Source organism: Microcella sp., from assembly GCF_051860105.1.
GTDB lineage: Bacteria > Actinomycetota > Actinomycetes > Actinomycetales > Microbacteriaceae > Microcella.
Genome location: NZ_JBHYEO010000003.1, coordinates 24,896 through 47,773, shown reverse-complemented (window position 1 = coordinate 47,773; position 22,878 = coordinate 24,896). Strand labels below are relative to the sequence as shown.

At 70.6% G+C, this 22,878-nt stretch carries 25 protein-coding genes and 3 tRNA genes; 11 read left to right on the top strand and 17 right to left on the bottom strand.

The annotated features are described in order from the left end of the window. The first annotated feature begins 152 nt into the window (after positions 1 to 152). Both ACTIE9_RS02350 and ACTIE9_RS02345 read left to right on the top strand, forming a co-directional pair. Positions 153 to 1,052 carry an ABC transporter ATP-binding protein gene (locus ACTIE9_RS02350; protein ID WP_439563970.1) on the top strand — a complete coding sequence of 300 codons (900 nt, stop codon included), beginning with the start codon at positions 153 to 155 and terminating at the stop codon, positions 1,050 to 1,052. Next, positions 1,049 to 1,903, top strand: coding sequence for an ABC transporter permease (locus ACTIE9_RS02345; protein ID WP_439563969.1), 855 nt, complete (start codon positions 1,049 to 1,051; stop codon positions 1,901 to 1,903). Before ACTIE9_RS02350 ends, ACTIE9_RS02345 begins: the two co-directional genes overlap by 4 nt. A 5-nt stretch (positions 1,904 to 1,908) precedes the next feature. Here ACTIE9_RS02345 and ACTIE9_RS02340 read toward each other — a convergent pair whose 3' ends face one another. The 5 genes from ACTIE9_RS02340 to ACTIE9_RS02320 form a co-directional block, all read right to left on the bottom strand. Next, positions 1,909 to 3,012, bottom strand: coding sequence for a UDP-N-acetylmuramate dehydrogenase (locus ACTIE9_RS02340; protein ID WP_439563968.1), 1,104 nt, complete (start codon positions 3,010 to 3,012; stop codon positions 1,909 to 1,911). Between the two features lie 4 nt (positions 3,013 to 3,016). Continuing rightward, positions 3,017 to 3,433 carry a MaoC/PaaZ C-terminal domain-containing protein gene (locus ACTIE9_RS02335; protein ID WP_439563967.1) on the bottom strand — a complete coding sequence of 139 codons (417 nt, stop codon included), beginning with the start codon at positions 3,431 to 3,433 and terminating at the stop codon, positions 3,017 to 3,019. After that, positions 3,430 to 3,879 carry an FAS1-like dehydratase domain-containing protein gene (locus ACTIE9_RS02330; protein ID WP_439563966.1) on the bottom strand — a complete coding sequence of 150 codons (450 nt, stop codon included), beginning with the start codon at positions 3,877 to 3,879 and terminating at the stop codon, positions 3,430 to 3,432. Before ACTIE9_RS02330 ends, ACTIE9_RS02335 begins: the two co-directional genes overlap by 4 nt. 38 nt (positions 3,880 to 3,917) lie before the next feature. Beyond that, a complete protein-coding gene (locus tag ACTIE9_RS02325; RefSeq protein WP_439563965.1) occupies positions 3,918 to 4,853 on the bottom strand; it encodes a hypothetical protein in 936 nt (311 codons plus the stop codon). 99 nt (positions 4,854 to 4,952) lie between these two features. After that, positions 4,953 to 5,087: a hypothetical protein gene (locus tag ACTIE9_RS02320; protein WP_409647561.1), complete on the bottom strand. Its 135-nt coding sequence runs from the start codon at positions 5,085 to 5,087 to the stop codon at positions 4,953 to 4,955. A gap of 212 nt (positions 5,088 to 5,299) precedes the next feature. On the opposite strand from ACTIE9_RS02320, the gene ACTIE9_RS02315 reads away from it, so the two are divergent. After that, the gene (locus tag ACTIE9_RS02315) at positions 5,300 to 5,845 is read left to right on the top strand and encodes a hypothetical protein (protein ID WP_439563964.1); all 546 of its coding nucleotides are present in this window, start codon (positions 5,300 to 5,302) and stop codon (positions 5,843 to 5,845) included. 180 nt (positions 5,846 to 6,025) lie between these two features. On the opposite strand, the gene ACTIE9_RS02310 is transcribed toward ACTIE9_RS02315, so the two are convergent. Together ACTIE9_RS02310 and ACTIE9_RS02305 are read right to left on the bottom strand one after the other, a co-directional pair. Beyond that, positions 6,026 to 6,102, bottom strand: a tRNA-Met gene (locus ACTIE9_RS02310). Between the two features lie 45 nt (positions 6,103 to 6,147). Further along, positions 6,148 to 6,219 (bottom strand) — tRNA-Thr (locus tag ACTIE9_RS02305). A 147-nt stretch (positions 6,220 to 6,366) separates the two neighbouring features. On the opposite strand from ACTIE9_RS02305, the gene ACTIE9_RS02300 reads away from it, so the two are divergent. Further along, positions 6,367 to 8,070 (top strand): glycoside hydrolase family 13 protein, encoded by a 1,704-nt coding sequence (locus tag ACTIE9_RS02300; RefSeq protein ID WP_439563963.1) that lies wholly within the window; start codon positions 6,367 to 6,369, stop codon positions 8,068 to 8,070. Here the strand turns inward: ACTIE9_RS02300 and ACTIE9_RS02295 are convergent. The 4 genes from ACTIE9_RS02295 to ACTIE9_RS02280 all read right to left on the bottom strand — a co-directional run bounded on the left by ACTIE9_RS02295 (position 8,067) and on the right by ACTIE9_RS02280 (position 11,248). Further along, on the bottom strand, positions 8,067 to 9,245 hold the full coding sequence (locus ACTIE9_RS02295) for a peptidoglycan DD-metalloendopeptidase family protein (RefSeq protein ID WP_439563962.1): 1,179 nt from the start codon (positions 9,243 to 9,245) through the stop codon (positions 8,067 to 8,069). The two genes, ACTIE9_RS02300 and ACTIE9_RS02295, sit on opposite strands and share 4 nt — an antisense overlap. A 209-nt stretch (positions 9,246 to 9,454) precedes the next feature. Beyond that, on the bottom strand, positions 9,455 to 10,300 hold the full coding sequence (locus ACTIE9_RS02290; protein WP_439563961.1) for an inositol monophosphatase family protein: 846 nt from the start codon (positions 10,298 to 10,300) through the stop codon (positions 9,455 to 9,457). Then, positions 10,300 to 10,384, bottom strand: a tRNA-Tyr gene (locus tag ACTIE9_RS02285). The genes ACTIE9_RS02290 and ACTIE9_RS02285 overlap by 1 nt, the downstream gene beginning before the upstream one ends. A gap of 84 nt (positions 10,385 to 10,468) precedes the next feature. Further along, the gene (locus ACTIE9_RS02280; protein WP_439563960.1) at positions 10,469 to 11,248 is read right to left on the bottom strand and encodes a lytic transglycosylase domain-containing protein; all 780 of its coding nucleotides are present in this window, start codon (positions 11,246 to 11,248) and stop codon (positions 10,469 to 10,471) included. Between the two features lie 60 nt (positions 11,249 to 11,308). Between ACTIE9_RS02280 and ACTIE9_RS02275 the strand changes: the two genes are divergently transcribed. The 4 genes from ACTIE9_RS02275 (at position 11,309) to ACTIE9_RS02260 (ending at position 14,442) form a co-directional block, all read left to right on the top strand. Continuing rightward, entirely contained in the window at positions 11,309 to 11,797 is a 489-nt protein-coding gene (locus tag ACTIE9_RS02275; protein WP_439563959.1) for a YajQ family cyclic di-GMP-binding protein, read from the top strand. A gap of 7 nt (positions 11,798 to 11,804) precedes the next feature. Beyond that, positions 11,805 to 13,295, top strand: coding sequence for a cardiolipin synthase (cls, locus tag ACTIE9_RS02270; protein WP_439563958.1), 1,491 nt, complete (start codon positions 11,805 to 11,807; stop codon positions 13,293 to 13,295). 45 nt (positions 13,296 to 13,340) lie between these two features. Continuing rightward, complete coding sequence (locus ACTIE9_RS02265; protein ID WP_439563957.1) at positions 13,341 to 13,760, top strand: DUF1801 domain-containing protein; 420 nt, start codon at positions 13,341 to 13,343, stop codon at positions 13,758 to 13,760. A 199-nt stretch (positions 13,761 to 13,959) separates the two neighbouring features. Continuing rightward, a complete protein-coding gene (locus ACTIE9_RS02260) occupies positions 13,960 to 14,442 on the top strand; it encodes a hypothetical protein (RefSeq protein ID WP_439563956.1) in 483 nt (160 codons plus the stop codon). Between the two features lie 3 nt (positions 14,443 to 14,445). On the opposite strand, the gene ACTIE9_RS02255 is transcribed toward ACTIE9_RS02260, so the two are convergent. The 3 genes from ACTIE9_RS02255 to ACTIE9_RS02245 are packed head-to-tail and all read right to left on the bottom strand — an operon-like array spanning position 14,446 to position 17,671. Continuing rightward, complete coding sequence (locus ACTIE9_RS02255; protein WP_439563955.1) at positions 14,446 to 15,798, bottom strand: FAD-dependent oxidoreductase; 1,353 nt, start codon at positions 15,796 to 15,798, stop codon at positions 14,446 to 14,448. Positions 15,799 to 15,852: 54 nt separating this feature from the next. Further along, complete coding sequence (locus ACTIE9_RS02250) at positions 15,853 to 16,926, bottom strand: polyprenyl synthetase family protein (protein ID WP_439563954.1); 1,074 nt, start codon at positions 16,924 to 16,926, stop codon at positions 15,853 to 15,855. A 34-nt stretch (positions 16,927 to 16,960) separates the two neighbouring features. Continuing rightward, on the bottom strand, positions 16,961 to 17,671 hold the full coding sequence (locus tag ACTIE9_RS02245; protein ID WP_439563953.1) for a class I SAM-dependent methyltransferase: 711 nt from the start codon (positions 17,669 to 17,671) through the stop codon (positions 16,961 to 16,963). An 80-nt stretch (positions 17,672 to 17,751) separates the two neighbouring features. Here ACTIE9_RS02245 and ACTIE9_RS02240 point away from each other — a divergent pair, with 80 nt between their 5' ends. Then, positions 17,752 to 19,002, top strand: coding sequence for an isochorismate synthase (locus ACTIE9_RS02240; protein ID WP_439563952.1), 1,251 nt, complete (start codon positions 17,752 to 17,754; stop codon positions 19,000 to 19,002). A 57-nt stretch (positions 19,003 to 19,059) separates the two neighbouring features. On the opposite strand, the gene ACTIE9_RS02235 is transcribed toward ACTIE9_RS02240, so the two are convergent. Genes ACTIE9_RS02235 through ACTIE9_RS02225 form a run of 3 tightly spaced genes read right to left on the bottom strand, consistent with a single transcriptional unit; the run spans position 19,060 to position 21,942 of the window. After that, positions 19,060 to 19,884 carry a PPK2 family polyphosphate kinase gene (locus ACTIE9_RS02235; protein ID WP_439563951.1) on the bottom strand — a complete coding sequence of 275 codons (825 nt, stop codon included), beginning with the start codon at positions 19,882 to 19,884 and terminating at the stop codon, positions 19,060 to 19,062. Between the two features lie 32 nt (positions 19,885 to 19,916). After that, the gene (gene menD, locus ACTIE9_RS02230; protein WP_439563950.1) at positions 19,917 to 21,614 is read right to left on the bottom strand and encodes a 2-succinyl-5-enolpyruvyl-6-hydroxy-3-cyclohexene-1-carboxylic-acid synthase; all 1,698 of its coding nucleotides are present in this window, start codon (positions 21,612 to 21,614) and stop codon (positions 19,917 to 19,919) included. After that, entirely contained in the window at positions 21,586 to 21,942 is a 357-nt protein-coding gene (locus ACTIE9_RS02225) for a PLD nuclease N-terminal domain-containing protein (protein ID WP_439563949.1), read from the bottom strand. The genes menD and ACTIE9_RS02225 overlap by 29 nt, the downstream gene beginning before the upstream one ends. Positions 21,943 to 22,003: 61 nt before the next feature. On the opposite strand from ACTIE9_RS02225, the gene ACTIE9_RS02220 reads away from it, so the two are divergent. Both ACTIE9_RS02220 and ACTIE9_RS02215 read left to right on the top strand, forming a co-directional pair. Next, positions 22,004 to 22,285: a DUF4229 domain-containing protein gene (locus tag ACTIE9_RS02220; protein WP_439563948.1), complete on the top strand. Its 282-nt coding sequence runs from the start codon at positions 22,004 to 22,006 to the stop codon at positions 22,283 to 22,285. A 94-nt stretch (positions 22,286 to 22,379) separates the two neighbouring features. Then, entirely contained in the window at positions 22,380 to 22,877 is a 498-nt protein-coding gene (locus ACTIE9_RS02215) for a thioredoxin family protein (protein WP_439563947.1), read from the top strand. Position 22,878 lies beyond the last annotated feature (1 nt).

Sequence of the window (22,878 nt, the reverse complement as noted above, 5' to 3'; positions counted from 1 at the left end):
GATAATGCGTGATTATGAGCGGGCTGAGTTTATCGGAATTCTCCGCCGATAAACGTGCAATTGAATTCTCATTCTTCGTCCACCGATCGGTGGACCCGCGAATCAGCCGAGCAGGCGTTCCGCAGCGGGCCACGACGCGGGATGCTGGAGGCATGAACACCACCGACACCGCCATCGAGGTGCACGACTTGCGCAAGGCGTATGGCGATCTGACCGCCGTCGACGGCATCTCCTTCGAGATCCACCGCGGCGAGACCTTCGCACTGCTCGGCCCCAACGGCGCCGGCAAGTCGACCACCATCGAGATTCTCGAGGGCTACCGCCAGAGCACGGGCGGTACGGTGCGCGTGCTCGGGGTCGACCCCTGGCGGGCCGGTCTCGAGTGGAAGGCGCGCATCGGCATCGTCCTGCAGTCGAGCGGCGAGAGCGGCAATGTCACCGTCGCCGAGCAGCTGCGGCACTTCGCGGCGCTCTACCCGAACCCGCGCGACGTCGACGAGGTCATCGCGGCCGTCGGGCTCGAGACCAAGGCCGGTGCGCTGATCCGCAAGCTCTCGGGCGGGCAACGCCGCCGCGTCGACGTGGCCGTCGGCATCATCGGCGCGCCCGAGCTGCTGTTCCTCGACGAGCCGACGACGGGTTTCGATCCCGAAGCGCGTCGCAGCTTCTGGCAGCTGATCCGCACGCTGCAGCGCGAGGGCACGACCATCCTGCTCACCACGCACTACCTCGATGAGGCGGCCCAGCTCGGCGACCGGGCCGGCATCATCGCGGCGGGGCGCATGGTCGATCTCGCCCCCATCGACGAGATCGGCGGCCGCGAGTCGCGCGTGCCGCTCGTGCGATGGATCGAGGGCGGCGAACGCCGCGCGCAGCGCACCGACACCCCCGCCACCGTCGTGACGCAGCTGGTCGCCCGCCTGGGGGCCGAGCCCGAGGGGCTCGAAGTGATCCGGCCGAGCCTCGAGGACGTGTACCTCGACCTCGTCGGTCACGAGCACGCGGCGGAGATCGCCGCGGACACCCTGAACGAGACGGAGACGGCACGATGAGCACGACCACGACCCCCCGCCCGGGACTCTCCGAAAACAGCGGCGCACGTGCCGTGCGGCTCGGCGCTCTGCGCATCGGATACGAGGTTCGCGCGTACTTCCGTCAGGCCGACACGGTGTTCTTCACCTTCCTGTTCCCCGTCGTGATGCTCACCATCTTCTCGGTGTCGTTCAGTGAGGCGAGCTTCGGCCAGACCGCCAGCGGCGACGAGATCACGGCCGCCTGGTTCTTCCTGCCCGCGATGCTCGCCGCGGGCGTGCTGCTCAGCGGCCTGCAGAACCTCGCGATCGACATCGCGATGGAGAAGAGCGACGGCACGCTCAAACGCCTCGCCGGCTCGCCGCTGCCGATCGTGAGCTACTTCATCGGCAAGCTCGGCCAGTCGTTCGTGACGGGACTGCTGCAGGCCGGCGTGCTGCTGCTGCTCGGCTTCACGGTGTTCCAGGTTCCGCCGCCCGAGAACGCCGAGAACTGGGTCACGTTCGCCTGGGTGTTCACGCTGGGAGTCCTCACCTCCGCCATCCTCGGCATCGCGCTGAGCGCTGTGCCGCGGTCGGGCAAGAGCGCCACGGCGGTCGTGATCCCGATCGTGCTCGTGCTGCAGTTCATCTCCGGCGTGTACCTGCGCTTCAGCGACCTGCCCGAGTGGCTGCAGAATTTCGCGTCGATCTTCCCGCTCAAGTGGATGGCGCAGGGCATGCGCAGCGTCTTCCTGCCCGATGAGCTCGTCGTGCTCGAGCAGAACGAGTCGTGGGATCTGCCGGGCATCGCGATCGCGCTGGGCATCTGGCTCGTCGTCGGGCTCATCGTAGCGCGGCTGACGTTCCGCTGGATCCGCAAAGACAGCTGAAAGGCCTATAGCGTCAGGCCCACGAAGACGGGCTCGGGGTACAGCACGACGCCGAACTCGCTCATGACGCGCGTCTGGATGTACCGCGCGAGCTCGGCCACCTCGGCCGCCGTCGCGCGCCCGCTCGCGTTCGTGAGGGCGAGCGTGTGCTTCGTCGAGACGGATGCGCCCGAGCCCGGCAGGGCGAAGCCGCGGGCGATGCCGGCATGCTCGATCAACCAGGCGGCGCTGAGCTTGACGGAGCCCTCGACAGGCACGGGCGGAGAGGCGGGCTCGGTGCCGAGCGGCACGGCGAGCGCGGGGGGCTCGGGCTGCTGGAGCCAGCGCGGCATGTCGGGGGGCAGGCCGAGCGCGAACGACTCGGTGACGATTGGGTTGGTGAAGAACGAGCCTGCGCTGACCGACTGGCGGTCGGCCTCGTCGAGCACCATGCCCTTGCCGGCGCGTAGCGAGAGCACGGCGGCACGCACGCCGACCAGGGGCGCGCGCTGCCCGATGTCGACTCCGAGCGCGTCGGCGAGCTGGGCGTAGGCGACCGGCCGGCTCGTCGCACCCTCGGCGCGCTCGAGCGCGAGGTCGACGCTCAGCACGACGGCCCGCCAGCCCTGCTTGATCGCGCTCGTGCGGTAGCCGAGCGCGAGCGCGGGTGCCGGCACCGTGCGCCGCTCGCCGCTGTCGACGTCAAGCACCTCGACGCTCACGAGGCTCTCGGCGATCTCCTGCCCGTAGGCCCCGATGTTCTGGATCGGCGCAGCGCCCGTCGATCCGGGGATGCCGCTGAGCGCCTCGATGCCGCCCCACCCGTTCTCGACGGTGTGCGCCACGAGGGAATCCCAGGGCTCGCCCGCCTGCACCCGCAGGCGCACGGGGCGGGCTGAGCCGGGAGCATCCGGCAGTCGCTCGATGCCGCGCGTGGCGACGCGCACGACGACTCCCTCGACACCGTCGTCGCCGACGAGCACGTTCGAGCCGCCGCCGAGCACGAGCCAGGGCTCACCGTGGGCGTCGGCGTCGAGCACCGCGTCGACGAGTTCGGCGCTCGTCGACGCCTCGACGAACCGCTCGGCCGGGCCGCCGATGCGCAGGGTGGTGAGATCTGCCAGTCGCATGCGATCAGGCGAACGCGGTGACGCGCACCTGGGCCTTGCCGAGCACCGTCTGCTCGCCGACCGTCGCCGTGAGGTCGATGCGGGCTCCGGCGTCATCCACTGCGCCGACGGTGGCCGCGACCGTGACGACGGCACCGAGCTGCGGGTCGACGACGACGGGGCGCGTGAACCGCACCTGATAGTCGCTGACCCAGCCGCGGGCATCCAGCCAATCGACGACCGGTTGCACGGCAAAGCCCATCGTCAGCATGCCGTGGGCGAGCACGCCCGGCAGTCCGACGGCGGCGGCGACATCGTCGCGGTAGTGGATCGGGTTGAAGTCGCCGCTCGCCCCGGCGTAGCGCACGAGGGTGTCGCGCGTGAGCGGGAAGGAGCGCTCGGCCACGACCTGGCCGACCTGGAGGCCCTCGAGCAGGCTCATGATTCGTCTCCCCTGATGACGAGCGTCGAGATGCTCGTCACGACGTGCGCCCCCGTCGCGTCGGTCATGGCCGACTCGCTCGTGACCATGCTGTTGCCGCCGAGCGACTTGATGCTCGTCACCCGCAGCGTCGCCGTGAGCTCATCGCCCGCGACGATCGGGCGCGAGTAGCTGAAACGCTGGTCGCCGTGCACGACGCGGCTGAAGTCGATGCCGGCGTCGGGCTCAGCCAGCAGCTGCTGCAGCGTCGCCTCGGCGATGACGATCGGGAAGGTCGGCGGAGCGACGACGTCGGCGAAGCCGGCCGCACGAGCCGCTTCCGGGTCGTGGTGCAGGGGCGCGGTGGCCAGCACGGCGCGGGCGAACTCGCGCACCTTCTCGCGCCCCACCAGGTAGGGCGGCGTCGGGGCGAACGCGCGCTCGGTCAACTCAGGATTCACGGGCACGCGCCCAGTCTAGGCGCGAGCGGATGCCGCGCCCCGGTCTAGAAGAGGGTCGCGCCGAGCAGGCGGTCGAGCATCGAGCGCCCCAGCGCCTTCTCGGCGGCGTGCCCGCGCGCCTCGCCCCGCACCAGCAGCTCGAGGCCGCGCGTCGCCGCGACGGCCCGCAGCGCGAGCTCGTCGCGCTCGGTCGGCGTGCGGCCGTAGCCGTGCAGGAAGGCGGCGCGCAGCCACGGCTCGTCGCGCCAGGGCCCGTACTCGAGCCACAGCAGGTCGACGATGCGCGGCTCGAACTCGAGGTGCGCAAAGTCGATGAAGCGCACGTGACCCCCGGGGTCGATGATCCAGTGCTGGGGCGACAGCCGCCGGTGCGCGGGCACGTGGTCGAACTCGCCGAGGTCGAGCGCCGCGGCCACGTGCTGGCGGGCGAGGTGCCGTTCGGCCGCGAGCCGCTCGGCCCGCTCGTCGCGCCCGTCGAGGCCGTCGCCCCACAGGGCGTCGGCGGCGCGGCTCCAGCGCTCGAACTCGGCCGCGATGTGGCGACCGAAGCGGTCGTGCTTGCGCGGCGGTTCGGCCTCGTGCAGGCGCCGCACGAGGTCGCCCGCACGCATGTGGATGTCGGGGTCGCGCTCGTGCGGTGTGCCGACGGCCGCCTCTCCCAGCAGGCGCGAGAGCGTCAGCAACCGCAGGGAGGGATCGCTCAGCACGATGCGCGGGGCATCGCCGCCGAGCGCGACGGCGTACTGCTGAAGAGCCTCGGTCTCGCGGTGGTGGGGGCCCGCATCCCGATGCCATTTGACGACTGCCTGCTCGCCGCCGCGCGTGACGACGTGCAGCACGCGCGAGAGCTTATGGGCACCCCAGTGCTCGGCGACGACGTCGACTGGTCCGAGCGTGCGGTGCACCCGGTCGAGCACCTCGGCGTCGCTGGCGAGTCGGGCGCGCGCGTCAGACGATCGGGCATCGACGGTGATGCTCATCTCACACTCCTCGCGGCTCGGCCCCGCCTATGCGAAACCCCGGAGCGCCAGCGTCGGCGTTCCGGGGTTTCGACTGACTGATGTCTGTGTCAGCGGCTGCTACTGGCAGCTCTCGCACTGCAGCATGTCCATCGGGTCGACGGGCACGGCATAGCCGCCGATGGTCTCGTTGTCGTTGTCCATGATGGACCTCCTTCTGCTGAATTCTCCGCCCCCGGCGGCTAGGGGTCTCACTATATAACGGGAATCACACGCGTGTCATTCCCCTACATGTTGTGTTTTCGGCGTGTCGCGACTCATTCTGTCGGGATGCTCGGCGCACGCCCCCGGCGTGCGCGCAGGGGCGGGCTCTACCCTGGAGGTCGTCCCCTCACGAGCTCGCGAAGGTCGTCATGCGCTTCTGGCCCGCCCCTGCATCCGCGATCGCGGACGGCTCGCGTCCGCCGATGCCACGGAACCTGGCGCACCAGATCGATGAGGGCTATCTCGTCGCTCTCTCCGCATTGCGCCTGTCGGTGAAGAACGGCGTCATCCTGCGCATCCTGCGCGATGGAGCCGCGTGGGACGAGCGCGAGTCGGCCGACCTGGCGCGCCAGGCCATCGACACGCTCGCGGCAGAGCTGCGGGCCACGGCCGCGCGGCTCTCGGACGACAGCGTGCGCGCTGCGCCCACGCCGCGGGAGTCGCGCGGCGCGCGCTCGAAGCGCGACCTCGCCCGCGTTCGCCGCAAGCGCGACGAGGCCGAGCGGCTCTCCGCGCGCAGCCGAACCCTCCGCGGTGTCGTCGAGAGGCTCGAGGCGGCGCGCGCCGACGATGCCATCGTGCGCGACCTGGCGCTGCGGGCGCGGGATGACACGATCGGCGAGCTCATGCAGGCGCGGCTCATTCCGCGCGCCGAACCGCTGCTGCTGTCGGAGGAGGAGCAGCGCGAGGCCATCGCGGGCGTCAAGGCCGACCTGCAGCGGTTGATCGACGAGCGCACCGGGTACTGAGCCGTCGCAACGGTCTGTGAAACGGTAGCGAGGGCGGGACTCGAACCCCGTGAACGCGGACGAGCGTTCACGGCGCAAGCCACACGCAACCATCTCGAAAATGGTAGCGAGGGCGGGACTCGAACCCCGTGAACGCGGACGAGCGTTCACGGCGCAAGCCACACGCAACCATCTCGAAAATGGTAGCGAGGGCGGGACTCGAACCCGCGACACCACGATTATGAGCCGTGTGCTCTAACCACCTGAGCTACCCCGCCGGGCAGGTACTCCGCGCGACCGCGAGGCCGTGACGGATGAACCGGAGCCCCGAGTCAGGATTGAACTGACGACCCCTTCCTTACCATGGAAGTGCTCTACCACTGAGCTATCGGGGCGCTGCCGACGCCGCGAACGGCGATTGGCACCAGAGAAGATTAGCACCTGAGAACCGGCGGTCTGCACCCCGCTGCGGCCCGCATCCCCGTCGATTCGGGCATGGAACCGATTCCACTTTCTGCCGAGCGGTGTCATAGGGTGGCGGGATGCCGAACGAGACGTCCTCCTCGACGACCACCACCACCGTCGACCACCGCGGAACCGCCGCCCCCGGCGCGGAGTGGTGGCGCTCCGCCGTCATCTACCAGATCTACCCGCGGTCGTTCGCCGACGCGAGCGGCGACGGCATCGGCGACCTCGCCGGCATCACCGAGCGCTTGCCCGCGCTGCGCGAGCTCGGCGTCGACGCCGTGTGGCTCTCGCCGTTCTTCCGGTCGCCGCAGCGCGACGCCGGCTACGACGTCAGCGACTACTGCGACGTCGACCCCATCTTCGGCACCCTCCACGACTTCGACGCGCTGCGCGATCGCGCCCACGGGCTGGGCCTGCGCGTCATCGTCGACCTCGTGCCGAATCACTGCTCGAGCGACCACCCCTGGTTCCAGGAGGCCCTCGCGGCCGGTCCCGGTTCGCCCGAGCGCGACCGCTTCATGTTCCGCGACGGGAAGGGTGAGCACGGCGAGCTGCCGCCCAACAACTGGCAGTCGATCTTCGGCGGTAACGCCTGGACCCGCATCACCGAGGCCGACGGAACCCCCGGCCCGTGGTACCTCCACATCTTCGACAGCTCGCAGCCCGACTTCAACTGGAAGAACCCGTGGGTGTGGGAGCAGTTCCGTCAGATCTTGCGCTTCTGGCTCGATCGCGGCGTCGACGGCTTCCGCGTCGATGTCGCGCACGGCCTGATGAAGAAGGAGGGCCTGCCCGACATCGTGCAGGTCGCTGACGCGGGAGGCCTCGCCGACGCGATCTCTGCGCCGGACGAGGTTCCCTACTGGGCGCAGCCCGAGGTGCACGAGGTATACCGCGACTGGCACCGCGTGCTGCGGGAGTACGAAGGCGATCGCGTGCTGTGCGCCGAGGCCTGGGTCGAGCCGCTGGCCAAGGCGGCGCTCTGGGTGCGCCCCGACGAGATGCACCAGGCCTTCAACTTCAGCTACCTCGGCACCCCGTGGGAGGCCGAGCGCCTGCGCTCGGTGATCGACGAGTCGATCGCCGCGTTCACCGCGGTCGGCGCCCCGAGCACCTGGGTGCTCTCGAACCACGACGTCGTGCGCCACACGAGCCGCTACGGCCTGAGCACCTACGGCGCAGCGCCCGCGAGCGGCATCGGCCCGAAGTCGGCCGACAAGCCCGACGATGCTCTCGGCCTGAAGCGCGGCCGCGCCGCCACGACGCTCATGCTGAGCCTTCCCGGCAGCGCCTACCTCTACCAGGGCGAGGATCTGGGGCTGCCCGAGGTCATCGAGCTCGACGACCACGTGCGAGAAGACCCGACGTTCCACCGCACGAACGGCGAGGTCTACGGGCGCGACGGATGCCGTGTGCCGATCCCGTGGGAGACTGCAGCCCCGGCGTTCGGCTTCAGCGCGTCGGGCGACAGCTGGTTGCCGCAGCCCACCGGGTTCGCCCGTTTCGCGCGCGATCTGCAGCAGGGCGACCCGGGCTCGACCCTCGAGCTTTACCGCTCAGCCCTCCGGTTGCGCGCTGAGCACGGGCTCGGCATGGGCTCGGTCGAGTGGCTCGACGGGTATGACGAGGGCGTCGTCGCGCTGCGCAACGGCGCCGTCACGGTCATCGCGAACATCGGAGACGAGCCGGTGGCTCTTCCGGCGGGCGAGGTCGTGCTCGCCAGCGCGCCCCTCGAGGAGGGGCTTCTGCCGACGGACGCGGCGGTCTGGATCGTCTAGACCGCGTTCGCCATCAACCAGGCGAAGGGGTCGATGGGTACGCCGTCAATGTGGATCTCGAGGTGCAGGTGGGGCCCGGTCGACAGGCCGGTGTTGCCGAGCGCGCCGACGATCTCGCCCGCGACCACGGGAGCACCGAGCTCCAGCACAGAGCTGTTGTCGATCATGTGCGCGTAGAGCGACAAGACCTTCTGGCCGTTGATGATGTGCTCGACCTCGACGCGGTAGCCGAACGAGCTCGAACGGCCGACCGCGGTGACGATACCGTCGGCGATCGCTCCGACAGGGGCTCCGTACCCGGCGTCGAAGTCGACGCCCCGGTGGTACGACGAGCAGCCGCGGCAGGGGGCGACGCGGTCGCCGAACGCTGAGGTGATGTTGGCGGCGAAGGGGAAGGGCCAGCGGATGGCGCCGACGCCCGAGGGCGAGTACGAGTAATTGGTGCTGCCGTACCGCAGCCGGAGCATCTCGGCGTACGAGGTGACGCCCCATTCCGCGCGCGAGGCGGCGGTCGACGCGAGCTCGCTGGCGGCGTCCGACTCGAGCACCTGCTCTTCCAGCACCTCCGCTTCGGTCGCGGGCGCGGTGGGCATCGACGACAGTGCCAGGGATGCCGGAGGTGCGTCAGGATCGAACAGCGCGTTCGCGGGCACCGACGTGCCGACGAGCAGCGAGGCGGCGGCGAGCATGACGATGGGCGGGAAGGCCTTCTTGGCGATCCGCCGGGTGAGCGGCACGCGAGACGCGCTGGCGACCGGGGCCGGTGCGGCGGCCACGGCTCGATCGGTGGTCTCGGGTGCGGACGCCCGGCGCGGGCCGCGGGCGGGGAACAGTCGCGGCGAGCTGTCGGCCCGGCGCGGGCGCCGCGCCGCCGGCACGGCGCGCTCGGCGTCGCGCAGGGCGCGCCGGCTCGTGGCGACGAGCTCGGTAGAGGCGGCGGGAGGGAGAGCGACGAGGTCGGAGCCGGGCTGGGCCGCAGGAGGGAAGCTCGTCGTGGCCATGACCGAGCTCTCGCTCAGGGGCGCGACGTCGATCTCGGGGGCGGGCTCGACGTCGGATTCGATCGTCGGGGATTCCTCAGTGAATCCGAGCCCCAGAGACCGGAAGGGGTCTCTCTCGGCGCCGGTCGGATCCTGCTCGGATCCTCCCGTCAGCCACGGGTTCTCAGTCGTCACGGTGTCAGTCAGCCTCAGGAGTCACAAATCGGTCATGCCGCGCGAACCCGGCCGGTCCGCTCGAAATCGACCTGCTCAGCAGGTCGGAATCGGGTATCCGTGCGCACCACCGAACCCGGCGGATTATCACGGATTGGTAAAGAGTAACCCGGTCGGGCGGCGAGCGAAAGTCGGTGAAGAGGATTCGCGGCTGGCACCGAGGGGGCGGGTCAGCGCGCCGAGCCCTCCACAGTGGGCGGAAGAGCACCGATCTCGGCGAGCACCGGCGCGAGCATCCGCACCAGATCGGGATGCGCCGCGAGCAGGAACCGATGGTCGGCACGCGCGCCCGGAAGCCCCGTCACCGTCGCACCGGCCTCCTCGGCGATGAGAGCCCCCGCGGCGTGATCCCACGGGTTGAGCGTGCGCTCGAAGTAGGCGTTGACGCGCCCCGCCGCCACCGCGCACAGGTCGAGCGACGCCGTTCCCATACGCCGGATGTCACGGACGAGAGGCAGCAGGCGCGCGACCGCGGCCCCCTGCTCGGCACGTGTCGCGGCCAGGTAGGCGAAGCCCGTCGCCACGAGCGCCTGGTCGAGAGCGACGGCGTCGGCGACCCGGATGGCGCGATCACCGAGGTGCGCTCCGCCGCCCGCTATCGCGCTGTAGAGTTCGCCTGTCGCCGGGTTGACGACGACGCCGGCGAGGGCGCGCCACGCCTGAGGGTCGGCCTCCCCCTCGACCACGGCGATGCTCACGGCGTAGTGCGGGATGCCGTACAGGAAGTTGACCGTGCCGTCGATCGGGTCGACGACCCAGGTGAGGCCGCTCGTGCCGCCTCCGCCGCCCGACTCCTCGCCGAAGAAGCCGTCATGCGGCCGCAGCTCGGCGAGCCGCCCGCGGATGAGCGACTCGGCGTCGCGATCGACCTGCGTGACGACATCGACCGACGACGACTTCGCCGCCGCGACCTCGACGGCACCGCGACGGGCCTCGACGACGAGGCTGGCCGCCTCGAGGGCGACCGACCGCGCGACGGCGAGGAGGTCGGGGCCAGCGGCGGATGAGGAGGTCATGGTGGCGAGTGAGGGATTCGAACCCCCGAATGCTGAGCAGTCTGATTTACAGTCAGATCCCTTTGGCCGCTTGGGTAACTCGCCATGAGCGCGCCCGACCCGTGTGATCACCGACCGGAGGCGCTCGTCAAGAATACAAGAGCCGCAGGGCCGATGCGACCACGGCCGTCAGTCGGGTGCGGGGGCCGACTCGACGTAGCGCAGCGACGCCGTTGCCACGGCATCGAGGTAGGCGCCGTCGCGGTTGTACGCCGCGATCCCGGCCCGCCACGACTCCTCGTCGCCGAGAGTCGGCACCGCGCGGCACAGGTAGTTGGCGGCGGCGAGCGCCGCATCGTCGATGTTGTGCGGGTCGGCGACGCCGTCGCCGCTCGCATCGACGTACCAGTTCGCCCAGCTGCCGGGAATGAACTGCAGGGGCCCCAGTGCGCGATCGAACTCGGCGTCGCCGTCGAACGCTCCGCCGTCAGTGTCGGTGATGAGGGCTGTCGTCGCGCCGTCGAGGGCGATGCCGATGATCGGCGGGCTCACGGTGCCGTCGTCGGCGATGGATGCTCCGCCGTAGCTGCCGTGCCGCGACTCGACCCAGCCGATGCCGGCGAGCGTGTTCCAGCCGAGCAGGCAATCGGGGCGCTCCGCGTGCTTCGCGATCGCCGCGCCCGCGTAGGCGGCGAGCGCCCGCTCGGGGATTCCCGACTCCCGCGCCACGGCGGCGACCCAGGCCGCATCCACCAGGCCCGACACCCCCGGACGGCTCGGCAAGTCGGCCGACGGGGGCAGCGCGGCAGGCGCGACCCAGCGCGGGGCCAGCGGGGCCTCGTCGGTCGATCCCGCATCCTCGACCAGAAGGGTGCCGCGCGGGGTGAACACCGTGACGATGACCAGACCCACCGCGATGCCGGCGAGGGCGAGCCCCAGGCCGAGCAGGGCGAGCGAGCGGATGCGCATGCCGACATCTCATCAGCCTCGGCTCTGCGCCTGCTGTACCGGCCTCGCTAGCATGGGGCCATGGCTGATTCTTCATTCGACATCGTGAGCAAGGTCGACAAGATGGAGGCGGAGAACGCTGTCAACCAGGCGCAGAAAGAGGTCGCGCAGCGCTACGACTTCAAGGGCGTCGGGGCGTCGATCGAGTGGAGCGGTGAGAAGCTGCTGCTCAAGGCGAGCGCGGAGGAGCGCGTCAAGGCCGTGCTCGAGGTGCTCGAGTCGAAGATGATCAAGCGCGGCATCGGCATCCGCAGCCTCGACGCGGGCGAACCGTATGCGAGCGGCAAGGAGTTCCGCATCGAGGTGGGGCTCAAGAACGGCATCTCGAGCGATGACGCGAAGAAGATCGCGAAGATCATCCGCGACGAGGGGCCGAAGAGCGTCAAGAGCCAGATCCAGGGCGACGAACTGCGCGTGCAGTCGAAGAGCCGCGACGACCTGCAGGCGACGATGGCGCTGCTGAAGGGCAAGGATCTCGACGTGGCGCTGCAGTTCGTCAACTTCCGCTGAGCATGTCATGACCGACGACATCACGATCAGCGGCGCCGGGGCCTGGGTCGTGCTGATCGCCTCGGTGCTCGTTCTCGTGCTGATCGTGACCATCGCGCTGGTGTCGCTCGTCGTCGTGCCGCGCAACCGCCGACCGCAGAGCGCGCTCGCGTGGCTGCTGCTCATCTACATCCTGCCGCTCATCGGCTTCCTGCTCTTCCTCATGCTGGGGTCGCGACGGCTGCCGAAACGGCGGCGCGAGCAGCAGGAGGAGATCAACCGCTACATCCTCGAGACGACCGAGGGCATGGACCGCGTGAGCAAGGAGTCGCCCTGGCCGCCGTGGCTCGAACCCATCGTCGAGCTCAACCGCAACCTCGGCGCGATGCCTCTGGTCGGCGGCAACACGGCACGGCTCTTCACCGACTACTCGGCATCGATCGCGGCGATGACCGAGGCCGTGCGAGCGGCGCGGCGCTCGGTGCACGTCGAGTTCTACATCATGTCGGTCGACGACGAGACCGAGCCGTTCTTCCTCGCGCTCGGCGACGCGGTCGCCCGCGGGGTGGGTGTGCGCGTGCTCTACGACCACGTCGCCTCGCTGCGAGTCTCGGGCTACCGCCGCATGCGCGCGCGCCTCGATGCGATCGGCGCCGAGCACCACCCGATGCTCCCCGTGCGCCCCTTCCGCGGGCAGTGGCAGCGCCCCGATCTGCGCAACCACCGCAAGTTCCTGATCGTCGACGGCGCCGTCGGGTTCACGGGCTCGCAGAACCTCATCGAGCGCGGCTACAGGCGAAGGAAGCGGCGAGACGGATCGCGGCTCGCGTGGAAGGAGGTCATGGTGCGCTTCGAGGGGCCGATCGTGGCCGGAATCGAAGCGCTCTTCGCGACCGACTGGTACAGCGAGACCCACGAGCTGCTGCTGCGCGAGACGGTCATCCCTCCCGAGATCGACCCCGGCCAGGGCCTCGACGCCCAGGTCGTGCCGAGCGGCCCCGCGTTCGAGGGCGAGAACAACCTGCGGCTCTTCAACTCGCTCGTCTACGCCGCTCAGGAGCAGATCCAGATCTGCTCGCCCTACTTCGTGCCCGACGAGTCGATGCTCTACGCCATCACCACGGCCGCGCAGAGCGGGCTCGACGTTCAGCTCTTCGTCTCGGAGGTGGGCGATCAGACGCTCGTCTTCCACGCGCAGCGGTCGTACTACGAAGAGCTGCTGCGCGCGGGGGTGCGCATCTGGCTGTACCGTTCGCCCACGGTGCTGCACGCGAAGCACTTCACGATCGACGATCAGGTGGCCATCATCGGGTCGAGCAACATGGACATGCGCTCGTTCAGCCTGAATCTCGAGGTCTCGGTGATGGTGCGCGGTGCGTCATTCATTCGCGAACTGCGCGCCATCGAGCAGTCGTACCGCGACAACTCCCGCGAACTCACCCTCGAGCAGTGGTTGGGGCGCCCGGCGCACATGCGCATCTTCGACGATCTGGCGCGCGTCACCGCAACAGTGCAGTAGCGCCGCCCTCTCGCTCGCGGCGTGCGGGGCGAGTAGCGTGCTGGCATGACGCAGAAGACGCTGCCCACCGAGGTGCCCGTTGACGAGTACCTGGCGACGTTGGATGCCCGGCGCAGCGCCGAGGGCGCCGAGCTCGTCGCGATCTTCCGCGCCGTGACCGGGGCCGAGCCCGTCATGTGGGGGCCGTCGATGATCGGCTTCGGCACCTACGCCTACCACTACGCGAGCGGGCACAAGGGCATCTGGCCGCGCGCCGCGTTCTCACCCCGCAAGGCCAAGCTGTCGTTCTACGGGCTCCAGACGCACCCCGGAGCCGCCGCCGTGCTCGAGCGCCTGGGCTCGCACACGACAGGAGTCGATTGCGTCTACGTCACCCGGCTCTCGGCGATCGACCTCGATGCCCTGCGCGAGCTCATCGCGCTCGGCTGGGCCGTGACAGCCGACACCGCCGTCGACCCCCACTAGCCCCACCCCGCGTTCCTTCCACAACTTCGGAGTGGAAGTCAGCGACACGGCTCGTTCGCTCCCACTCCGAAGTTGTGGAAGTCGAGCGATGGTTGGCGGTGCACGGCGCGTCCTCCACCGCGCACGACGGGAACACCGGGGTTCACCGTCACGCCGTCACCACGGTCACGGTCCGCGACAGAACGCCACACTCCGCACCATGCGCGGATTTCACTCGTTCGACGAGTACATCTCCCAGCACGGCGGAGTGATCGCGCGGAGCGAGCTTCTCGATGCCGGATGGAGTGCTGATGAGGTGCGGCTGGGAGTGCAGTACGGCACACTTCACCGACTGTGCCGCGGCTGGTACGGCTCGCGTAACCTCCCGGCGGCCGTGAGAGGCGCGTGGGCCCACGGCGGGCCGCTCGCGTGCGTGAGCGCGCTACGGTTTCTCGATGTCATCGATGCCGATGCAGTCGCCCCCGAGCCGCCGCACGTTTGCCGGCCGGCACGAGGCCACCGGCTGCGGTACGCAGGGTTGGCAACGATTCACTGGTCGGACGAGGCCTACCGCTCGGGAACCCGCTGGAGTGTCGACCCTGAGACCGCCCTGCGGCAGGCAACGCGATGCAAACCGGATGCGCTGCCCGAGGGCGAACAATGGCGCCGGCCACGCTCGCGTTGGCTCGACGGCCTCGATTGAGACTCAGTCGCGCGAGATACGGATCATCTCGTCGCGCGGCACGACCTTGACGCGCTCGCGGCCCTGCGGCGCTCCGAGCGCCTGCTCGTGCGCGTCGAGACGGTGCCAGCCGTCGAGGTTCGTGTAGAGCACGCCGCGCCCGTCGAGCAGGTCGACGACCGACTGCTCGTCGGGGTCGGCGGGGTTCCACCACGAGGCCTGGTCGGTGACGAGGTGCTGGATGGTCTCCATCGCGTCGCTCTTCGTGTGGCCGATGAGGCCGACCGGCCCGCGCTTGATCCACCCGGTGGCGTACACGCCCGGAACCTTCTGGTTGTCGTCGCCGAGCACCTGGCCCTCATGGTTGGGGATCACGCCGTGGCGCTCGTCGAACGGGATGCCGTCGAGCGGCGATCCGAAATAGCCGACCGCGCGGTAGACCGACTGCACGGCGACCTCGCGGATCTCGCCCGTGCCCTCGACTCCGCCGTGCCCATCGGGCCGCGTGCGCTCGTAGCGGAAGCCCGCGACGCGCCCCTCGGCGTCGGTGAGCACCTCGAGCGGCTTGGCGTAGAAGTGCAGGTGCAGGCGGCGCGAGGCCGAGCCCGTCTCGCGCGCACGCCACTGCGTGAAGATGCGGTCGATGACGGTGATCTGCTTGTTCGTCTCGATCGCGCGGCGGGAGGCCTCGTCGTAGTCGAAGTCCTCCTCGTGCACGATCATGTCGACGTCGCGCAGTTCACCGAGCTCGCGGAGCTCGAGCGGCGTGAACTTCACCTGCATCGGACCGCGGCGCCCGAAGACGTGCACGTCGGTGACGGGCGAGGCGAGCAGGCCCTCGTAGACGTTGTCGGGGATCTCGGTCGGCAGCAGGTCTTCGGGGTGCTTGGCGAGCACGCGCGCGACGTCGAGCGCCACGTTGCCGTTGCCGATCACCGCGACCGACGCGGCCTCGAGCGGCCACTCGCGGGGAACGTCGGGGTGCCCGTCGTACCAGCTGACGAAGTCGGCTGCGCCGTAGCTGCCGAGCGCGTCGATTCCGGGGATGTCGAGAGCGGCATCCCGAATCGCCCCCGTCGAGAAGATGACCGCGTGGTAGTGCCGACGCAGGTCGTCGAGGGTGATGTCGGTGCCGTAGTGCACGTTGCCGAAGATGCGGATGTCGCCCGAATCGAGCACCTCGCGCAGAGCGTTGATGATGCCCTTGATGCGCGGGTGATCGGGCGCGACACCGTAGCGCACGAGGCCGTAGGGAGCGGGCAGCTGCTCGAAGAGGTCGATCGAGACGTCGAACGACCGTTCGTGCTTGAGCAGGATGTCGGCGGCGTAGATGCCGGCCGGGCCTGCTCCGACGATGGCGAGCCTGAGCTTGGTCATGCGCGTGCGGTTCTTTCTGTGCAGGGTGGTGGAGCCGTGCGGAGTAGTGGCGCGCTAGGTGCTGCGCTCGACGACGGCCTCGGCGAACTTGGTGAGCGCGAGCTTGACGGGGCCCTCGGGCAGCGGATCGAGAGCGGCGACCGCCTCGTCGGCCCACCGTCGGGCCTCCTCGAGGGTCTCGGCCGTCACGTCGTGAGCGCGGAGCTCGGCGATGGCGGCCGCGAGCTCGTCGTCGGCGGCCGGCGTCTCGTCGGCCCCGACGGTGCGCACGATGCGCGAGAGCAGCGCGGCGGACTCGGGGTCGGAGACCGCGGCGCGCCGCAGGAAGAGGAGGGGCAGGGTCGCGACGCCGCTGCGCAGGTCGGTGCCCTGCGCCTTGCCGGTCTCGGCCTCCGGCTCGGCGAGATCGATGACGTCGTCGATGAGCTGAAAGGCGACGCCGATCTTCTCGCCGAACGCGACCACGGGGGCCGCGTACTGCTCAGGAGCGTTCGAGAAGATGACGCCCATCTGCGCGGCCGCGGCGATGAGCGAACCGGTCTTGTCGGCGAGCACCTGCAGGTAGTGCTCGATGGAGTCGTCGTCGCCGCGCGGGCCGATCGTCTCGTGCAGCTGGCCGAGGCAGAGCCGCTCGAAGGTGTCGGCCTGCAACTTGATGGCGCCCTCACCGAGGCTCGCGACGAGCTTGCTCGCGCGCGCGAACAGCAGGTCGCCTGTGAGGATCGCGACCGAGTTGCCCCACACGTTCTGGGCCGACGGAACGCCCCGCCGCATCTCGGCCTCGTCCATCACGTCGTCGTGGTACAGCGAGGCGAGGTGCGTGATCTCGACCGCCTGAGCGGCTGTGATGACCGCGGCGTTGTTGCCCTCGCCCAGCTGGGCGGTGAGCAGCGTCAGCACGGGGCGGATGCGCTTGCCGCCGGCCTCGAGCAGATAGCGCGACGTCACATCGGCCATGTCGTCGGCGAACGCGACCTCGCGCAGCAGACCCTCTTCGACCTCGACGAGGCCGGTCTCGATGGCCTCGGCGAAGCGGCGCTCCTCGCTCGACGCGAACAGCTTCTCGCCGAGGCCGAGCGACGCGGAGAGCGTCTTGCTGCGGCGAGCGAGCGGAGGAAGGCGGGTCAACGGTCTGCCGATCTGTCGAGGCGGTCGGGGCGGCTCAGTGCGCGGATGCGCCGGCGGGCTTGCGCCCGCGATGCAGGGCGACCACCCCCCACGAGAGATTGCGGTAGCCCACGCGAGTGAACCCGGCCGCGCGGAGCCACTGGCTGAGCACCGACTGCTCGGGCCAGTCGCGGATCGAGTCGAACAGGTAGCGGTACGCCTCCGGGTTCGAGCTCGCGGCCCCCGCGATGAGCGGCATGACGTAGCGCAGGTAGGCGTGGTAGCCGGCGCGCAGCAGGCCGAGCGGGGGTCTCGAGAATTCGCAGATGACGACCCGGCCACCGGGCTTGAGCACACGCAGCATCTCGGCGATCGCGACCTCGGGGTGCTGCACGTTGCGCAGCCCGAAACTGATGGTGACGGCGTCGAACTCGGCGTCGCCGAACGGCAGCTTCTCGGCGTCGCCCTGCACGAACTGCAGGTCGGGGTGGCGGCGGCGGCCCTCCTCGACCATGCCCTGCGAGAAGTCGAGCGCGATGACCTCGGCGCCGGTCTTGGCGAGCGCGATCGAGCTCGTGCCCGTTCCGGCCGCGATGTCGAGGATGCGCTCGCCCGGCTGCGGGGCCACGGCGTTCACCGTCGCGATGCGCCACAGCGCGGCGTTGCCCACGGAGAGCACGGCGTTCGTGCGGTCGTAGCCGCGGGCGACGCCATCGAACATCGCCGCGACGTCGCGCGGTGTCTTCGACAGATCGGCCTTCGTCACGCCACGAGTCTAGTGAGCGCCAACCCGGGGTTCGCAGTGAGCCGCCTGGGGGAGCGTCGGGTGCGGAGTAGCCTGAACGCGTGACTCCCTCAGCCGCGCCCGGGCTGGCCCTGCGCGCGGTGACCGAGCTCGCGCCCGGCCATGACGACCTGCTCGCTTTCGCCGACGGCCGGCATCCGCTGACGGCGCTACGCCGCGGCGATGGAATCGTCGGCATCGGAGAGACCCTGCGGCTCACCTTCAGCGGGCCCACCCGGCTGCAGGATGCCGCGGTCGCCTGGCGTGCGATCGCGAGCGCCGCGGAGGTGGTCGATATCGTGCACCGCCCCGGCACCGGCCTCGTCGCGATGGGTGCCTTCGCGTTCGCCGACGGCTCGAGCGCGCCGAGCGTTCTCGTCGTTCCCGAGATCATCGTGGGGCGCCACGACGGTGTGAGCTGGGTGACGCGCATCACCGCCGCGGGTGCGACCGCCGAGACGCGCGCGGCTCCCGTTCCCCGGCCGATCGGCGAGCGCCCGCGGGCGACCCTCGCCGCGGCCTCCCTGAGCCGCGAAGAGTTCACGGCGGTCGTCGGGCGCGCCGTCGCGGCGATTCGCGCGGGGCGGGTCGAGAAGGTCGTCATCGCGCGCGACGCGACAGCGAGCATCCCGGCCGACGCCGACCGGCGGGCGCTGCTGCACGAGCTCGCCGACCGCTACCCCGACTGCGTCACGTTCGCCGTCGACGGGCTCGTCGGGGCGAGCCCCGAGACGCTCGTGAGCGTGCACGGCGGCGAGGCGAGCGCGCGCGTGCTCGCCGGAAGCACGGCGCGCGGTGCGGGCGCGACCGACGACGCGGCTGCGGCGGCCCAGCTGGCGACGAGCACGAAAGACCTCGACGAGCACGCCTTCGCCGTGCGCAGCGTGCTCGACGCGCTGCGGCCGCACGTGCGCGCGGTCACGGCGAGCGAGCTGCCCTTCACGCTGAAGCTGCCGAACCTGTGGCATCTGGCGACCGATGTCGAGATGCAGCTGGGCGAGTCGTCGAGCGCGCTCGACATCGTCGCGGCGCTGCACCCGACGGCCGCGGTCGCTGGCTCGCCGACGGATGCCGCACTCGCCCTCATCGCCGAGCTCGAGCCCTTCGACCGCGGTCGGTACGCCGGGCCGGTGGGCTGGATCGACCAGGACGGCGACGGCGAGTGGGTGATCGCGCTGCGGTGCGCGCGCATCGACGACGACGGGCTGCTGACGGCCTACGCGGGCGCGGGCATTGTGGCCGACAGCGACCCCGATTCTGAGCTCGCCGAGACGCGCATGAAGTTCCGCCCGATCGCGGACGCCCTCCGTTAGAGGGCGTCAATGGGCACAGCGCCGTGAAGCCGACCGCCCCGCCACCGACGCCATTCCCTAGGAACTAGCGAGCCGCCCCTTCTCGACCTCGACGTCGAAGTCGGCGGCCGGCCACTGCGGGTCGAGGCGTTCGAGGGCGCTGATCAGTAGCGACTGCACGGCCAGGCGCGCGTACCACTTGTGGTTGGCAGGCACGACGAACCACGGCGCGTGATCGGTGTCGGTGCGTTCGATGGCGAGCTGGTAGGCGCGCTGGTAGTCGTCCCAGAGCATCCGTTCGTCGACGTCGCCGGGGTTGTACTTCCAGTGCTTGTCCGCACGGTCGAGCCGCTCCTGCAGCCGGGCCTTCTGCTCGTCGCGGCTGATGTGCAGCATGACCTTGATGACCGAGACGCCGTCGTCGACGAGTCGACGCTCGAAGTCGACGATCTCGCCGTAGCGTCGCTCGATCTCGTCGGCAGGCGCGAGCGCACGAACGCGCCCGATGAGCACGTCTTCGTAGTGCGAGCGGTCGAACACCCCGATCATGCCGACCGCGGGCACACGCTGCTCGATGCGCCAGAGGAAGTGGTGGGCGAGCTCCTCCTCCGTCGGCTTCTTGAACGCGGCGAACTGCACGCCCTGCGGGTCGACCGCGCCGATGACGTGCCGGACGATGCCGCCCTTGCCCGCGGTATCCATGGCCTGCAGCACGAGCAGCACGCGGCGGGTGTCGCCCGCACGGCTCGCGGCGAACAGCTTCTCCTGCAGCTCGGAGAGGTGCTCGGCACCCTCTGCGAGCAGCGTCGCCGCGCGCTTCTTGTCGGCGGCGATGCCCGGGGTGGCCGAGCAGTCGACGGCGTCGAGGCGGAAGCCGGCACGGGCGCGGAGCAGTTCATCCATGGCCGGATGCTACCCGTGAGCCGTGCGTGCGGCTACGGTTCGAGCGGCACCTCGACGAGCAGCAGGGGCTCGGGGGCGGTGAGCGCGTCGTCGAGGTCGGCTCGCGTCGTCGCGCGGCGGTATGCCCAGCCGCCGGCTGCGGCGAGCGCGGCGAGGTCGGCCCGGTGCGGCGTGCGCATGACCGTCGCGAAGTCGTCCGGGTGCGCGGTCGCCGCCACCTCGAGGTCGTCGAAGATGGTGCCACCCCCGTCGTTGCCGACGAACACGTGCAGGCGGAGGTCGTCGGGCAGGGGCACGAGCAGCGCTCCGGCGTCGTGCAGCAGGGCGAGATCTCCCATCAGCACGCGGGTCGTGCCGCTGCGGGCCTCGCGCGCCGCGGCGAGGGCGACGCCCGTGGCCGTCGACACGGTGCCGTCGATGCCGGCCAGCCCGCGATTGGCGTGCACGCTGATCGCCTTGCCGGGCACCAGGGCGTCCGCCACCCGGATCAGGCGCGAGGCCGCGAGCACCAGGCGGTCGTGAGGCCAGGTGGATGCCCACAGAGCTTTCGCGAGCATCCGACGATCGATCGGCGCCCGCAGCACCGCGAGCTCGGCCTTGGCGAAGGCGGCCCGCACTCCCCGATCGTCGGAGACCGCGAGCGAGAGATCGGGAGCCGGGTCGTCGGGTGCCTGCGACTCGAGCACGGCGCGCGACATGCTGACCCAGCCGCCCACCCAGCGCCGCACGACGCCCGCGTCGGGGGTTCCGAGCACGCGCACGTCGTCGACGATGCGGGCGCGTCGGCCCGGGTTGTAGTCCTCGACGCCGGAGGTGCGCACGACGATGACGTCGACGTCGGCGCGCTCGAGCAGCTGCGGCACCTCACGGCTGAGCGTGGGGTGACCGAGCACGATCGCCCGGCCGACGGCGTCGCCGTGTGGGCCGCGCAGCACATCGCGGTAGGCGACGACCGCGTGGCGACCGAACCGGGCTCCGCTCGACACCTCAGCCACGAGGGGGGCGCCGAGGGCGACGGCGAGCTGCTCGGCCCGGGCACCCGCACCGTGGCCGGCGATCACGACGGTCGCGTCGTCGGGCCGCAGATCGATCACGACCGGCCCCTCGACGGCGAGCGCGGAGGGGACCGAACCCGTGACGAGGTCGTCCGGCACCTCCACGGGCCCGCTGAGCGGCTCGCGGTAGGCGAGGTTGAGGTGCACGGGGCCCTCCGCGCTCGCACGCACGGCGAGCGCGCCGAGCTCCTGGGCGTCGTCGATCTCGTCCGCAGCGCCGACGGGCGCCGCGACATCCCAGTCGGCACGCACCATGTCGCCGAAGATGCCGGGCTGCACGGTCGTCTGGTTGGCGCCGATGCCGCGCAGCTCGAGGGGCCGGTCGGCGGTGAGCACGATGAGCGGCACTCCGGCGTGGTGCGCTTCGAGCACGGCGGGGTGCAGGTTGGCGACGGCCGTGCCCGAGGTGCAGATGATGGCCACGGGGCGGCGGCTCTCGACGGCGAGGCCGAGCGCGGTGAAGCCGGCGATGCGCTCGTCGATGCGCACGTGCAGCGCGAGGTGCCCCGCGCGGGCGAAGGCGGCGGCGGCGAGCGCGAGAGCCTGCGAGCGCGAGCCCGGGCTCAGAACGACGTCGGCGACGCCGGCCCGCACGAGACCCTCGAGCAGCGCTACGGCCGCCCGGCTGGCGGGCGACCCGGCGGCGTCAGCGCTCGGGGTCGGCGGGGGTGTCATCGTCGAGGTCGGCGAGCTCTTGCTCGAGCTGTCGCAGACGTTCGTCTTGCTCGGCCCGCTTGGCGATCTCGTCGCTCGACAGCGTGCGGAGGAAGGCCGGGTCGTCGTCGGGAGCGACCGGGCGACGCGCCCCGCCCGCCGAGCGGCGGGCCTTGCCGACGATGAGCCACAGGAGGCCGCCGACGACGGGCAGCAGGACGACGCCGAACGCCCAGACCTGCTTGGGGAAAGCCCGAACACGCGAGCGGTCGGTCAGCAGCACGTCGACGATCGTGTAGACCCAGAACGCGACCGCGACGGCTCCGAGTGCGAACAGGAGACGGGCCATGCTCCGAGTGTACGCCCGAGGTTCTGGGCAGGCACCGAGAGACCGCTCGTAGACTGGCGGGGTGAGCCCATGGATTCGCTACACCCTGCTGCGCCTCGGCATCTTCGGTGCGGGACTCGGGCTGCTGCTCGCGGCCGGCATCGACTGGTGGTGGGCGGCGATCATCGCGACGGTGATCTCGATGACGGTGTCGTACATCTTCTTCTCGTCGCTGCGGGATGCCGTGGCGCTCGACCTCGCCGCTCGCCGCGAACGGCCTCCCGTCGACGACGATGCGGCCGCGGAGGACTCGGCGGCTGAGGAGGCCGCCGCGCCGGGCGATGACTCCTCCCGGCATCCGTAAGCACCTCGTAAGGTGATCGGCCTCCCGGCCGCCTCGCCCCCGCCCTACAGTCGAATCGACGGTCGCGGGTGCGGTCGCTGAAGGAGGATGTGAGATGTCGAGACGCATGACGATCGCCGCGGGGGCGGCGCTCGCCCTGGTGGTGGGGCTCGGGGGATGCTCGAGCGGGGCCGCGACCGACGCCACACTCCCCGCCGCGACCGCACCCGCAGCCGAACCGGCACCCGAGGTCGGCGCGACCGACGCCGCGGCCTCGGATGAGGGTGCCGAGGTCTCGGCATCGGGGGTCGGCGAGTACCTCGACTACTACGACGGCGCCATCGCCGAGACGCCGGGGCTCAAGGTGCTCTTCTTCCACGCCTCGTGGTGCCCGAAGTGCCGCGCGCTCGATGCCGACATCGAAGCGAATGCGATTCCGGCGGGCATGACGATCTTCAAGGTCGACTTCGACTCGGCCACCGAGTTGAAGCAGCAGTACGGCGTCACGCTGCAGACGACCATCGTGTACGTCGACGACGACGGCGATCTGCTGACGAAGGGCGTGCTCTACGACGACACCACGCTCGACGCGCTCATCGCCGCGGCCCCGTAGG

Excerpts from the sequence above, each read along its gene's own strand:
- ACTIE9_RS02315 (WP_439563964.1), top strand. The coding sequence starts at position 5,300 with ATGCCACGGAACCTGGCGCACCAGATCGATGAGGGCTATCTCGTCGCT.
- ACTIE9_RS02290 (WP_439563961.1), bottom strand. The coding sequence starts at position 10,300 with ATGACCTCCTCATCCGCCGCTGGCCCCGACCTCCTCGCCGTCGCGCGG.
- ACTIE9_RS02340 (WP_439563968.1), bottom strand. The coding sequence starts at position 3,012 with ATGCGACTGGCAGATCTCACCACCCTGCGCATCGGCGGCCCGGCCGAG.
- ACTIE9_RS02215 (WP_439563947.1), top strand. The coding sequence starts at position 22,380 with ATGTCGAGACGCATGACGATCGCCGCGGGGGCGGCGCTCGCCCTGGTG.
- ACTIE9_RS02225 (WP_439563949.1), bottom strand. The coding sequence starts at position 21,942 with ATGGCCCGTCTCCTGTTCGCACTCGGAGCCGTCGCGGTCGCGTTCTGG.
- ACTIE9_RS02265 (WP_439563957.1), top strand. The coding sequence starts at position 13,341 with ATGACGCAGAAGACGCTGCCCACCGAGGTGCCCGTTGACGAGTACCTG.
- ACTIE9_RS02345 (WP_439563969.1), top strand. The coding sequence starts at position 1,049 with ATGAGCACGACCACGACCCCCCGCCCGGGACTCTCCGAAAACAGCGGC.
- ACTIE9_RS02325 (WP_439563965.1), bottom strand. The coding sequence starts at position 4,853 with ATGAGCATCACCGTCGATGCCCGATCGTCTGACGCGCGCGCCCGACTC.
- menD (WP_439563950.1), bottom strand. The coding sequence starts at position 21,614 with ATGACACCCCCGCCGACCCCGAGCGCTGACGCCGCCGGGTCGCCCGCC.
- ACTIE9_RS02280 (WP_439563960.1), bottom strand. The coding sequence starts at position 11,248 with ATGCGCATCCGCTCGCTCGCCCTGCTCGGCCTGGGGCTCGCCCTCGCC.
- ACTIE9_RS02255 (WP_439563955.1), bottom strand. The coding sequence starts at position 15,798 with ATGACCAAGCTCAGGCTCGCCATCGTCGGAGCAGGCCCGGCCGGCATC.
- ACTIE9_RS02350 (WP_439563970.1), top strand. The coding sequence starts at position 153 with ATGAACACCACCGACACCGCCATCGAGGTGCACGACTTGCGCAAGGCG.
- ACTIE9_RS02275 (WP_439563959.1), top strand. The coding sequence starts at position 11,309 with ATGGCTGATTCTTCATTCGACATCGTGAGCAAGGTCGACAAGATGGAG.
- ACTIE9_RS02235 (WP_439563951.1), bottom strand. The coding sequence starts at position 19,884 with ATGGATGAACTGCTCCGCGCCCGTGCCGGCTTCCGCCTCGACGCCGTC.
- ACTIE9_RS02260 (WP_439563956.1), top strand. The coding sequence starts at position 13,960 with ATGCGCGGATTTCACTCGTTCGACGAGTACATCTCCCAGCACGGCGGA.
- cls (WP_439563958.1), top strand. The coding sequence starts at position 11,805 with ATGACCGACGACATCACGATCAGCGGCGCCGGGGCCTGGGTCGTGCTG.
- ACTIE9_RS02335 (WP_439563967.1), bottom strand. The coding sequence starts at position 3,433 with ATGAGCCTGCTCGAGGGCCTCCAGGTCGGCCAGGTCGTGGCCGAGCGC.
- ACTIE9_RS02300 (WP_439563963.1), top strand. The coding sequence starts at position 6,367 with ATGCCGAACGAGACGTCCTCCTCGACGACCACCACCACCGTCGACCAC.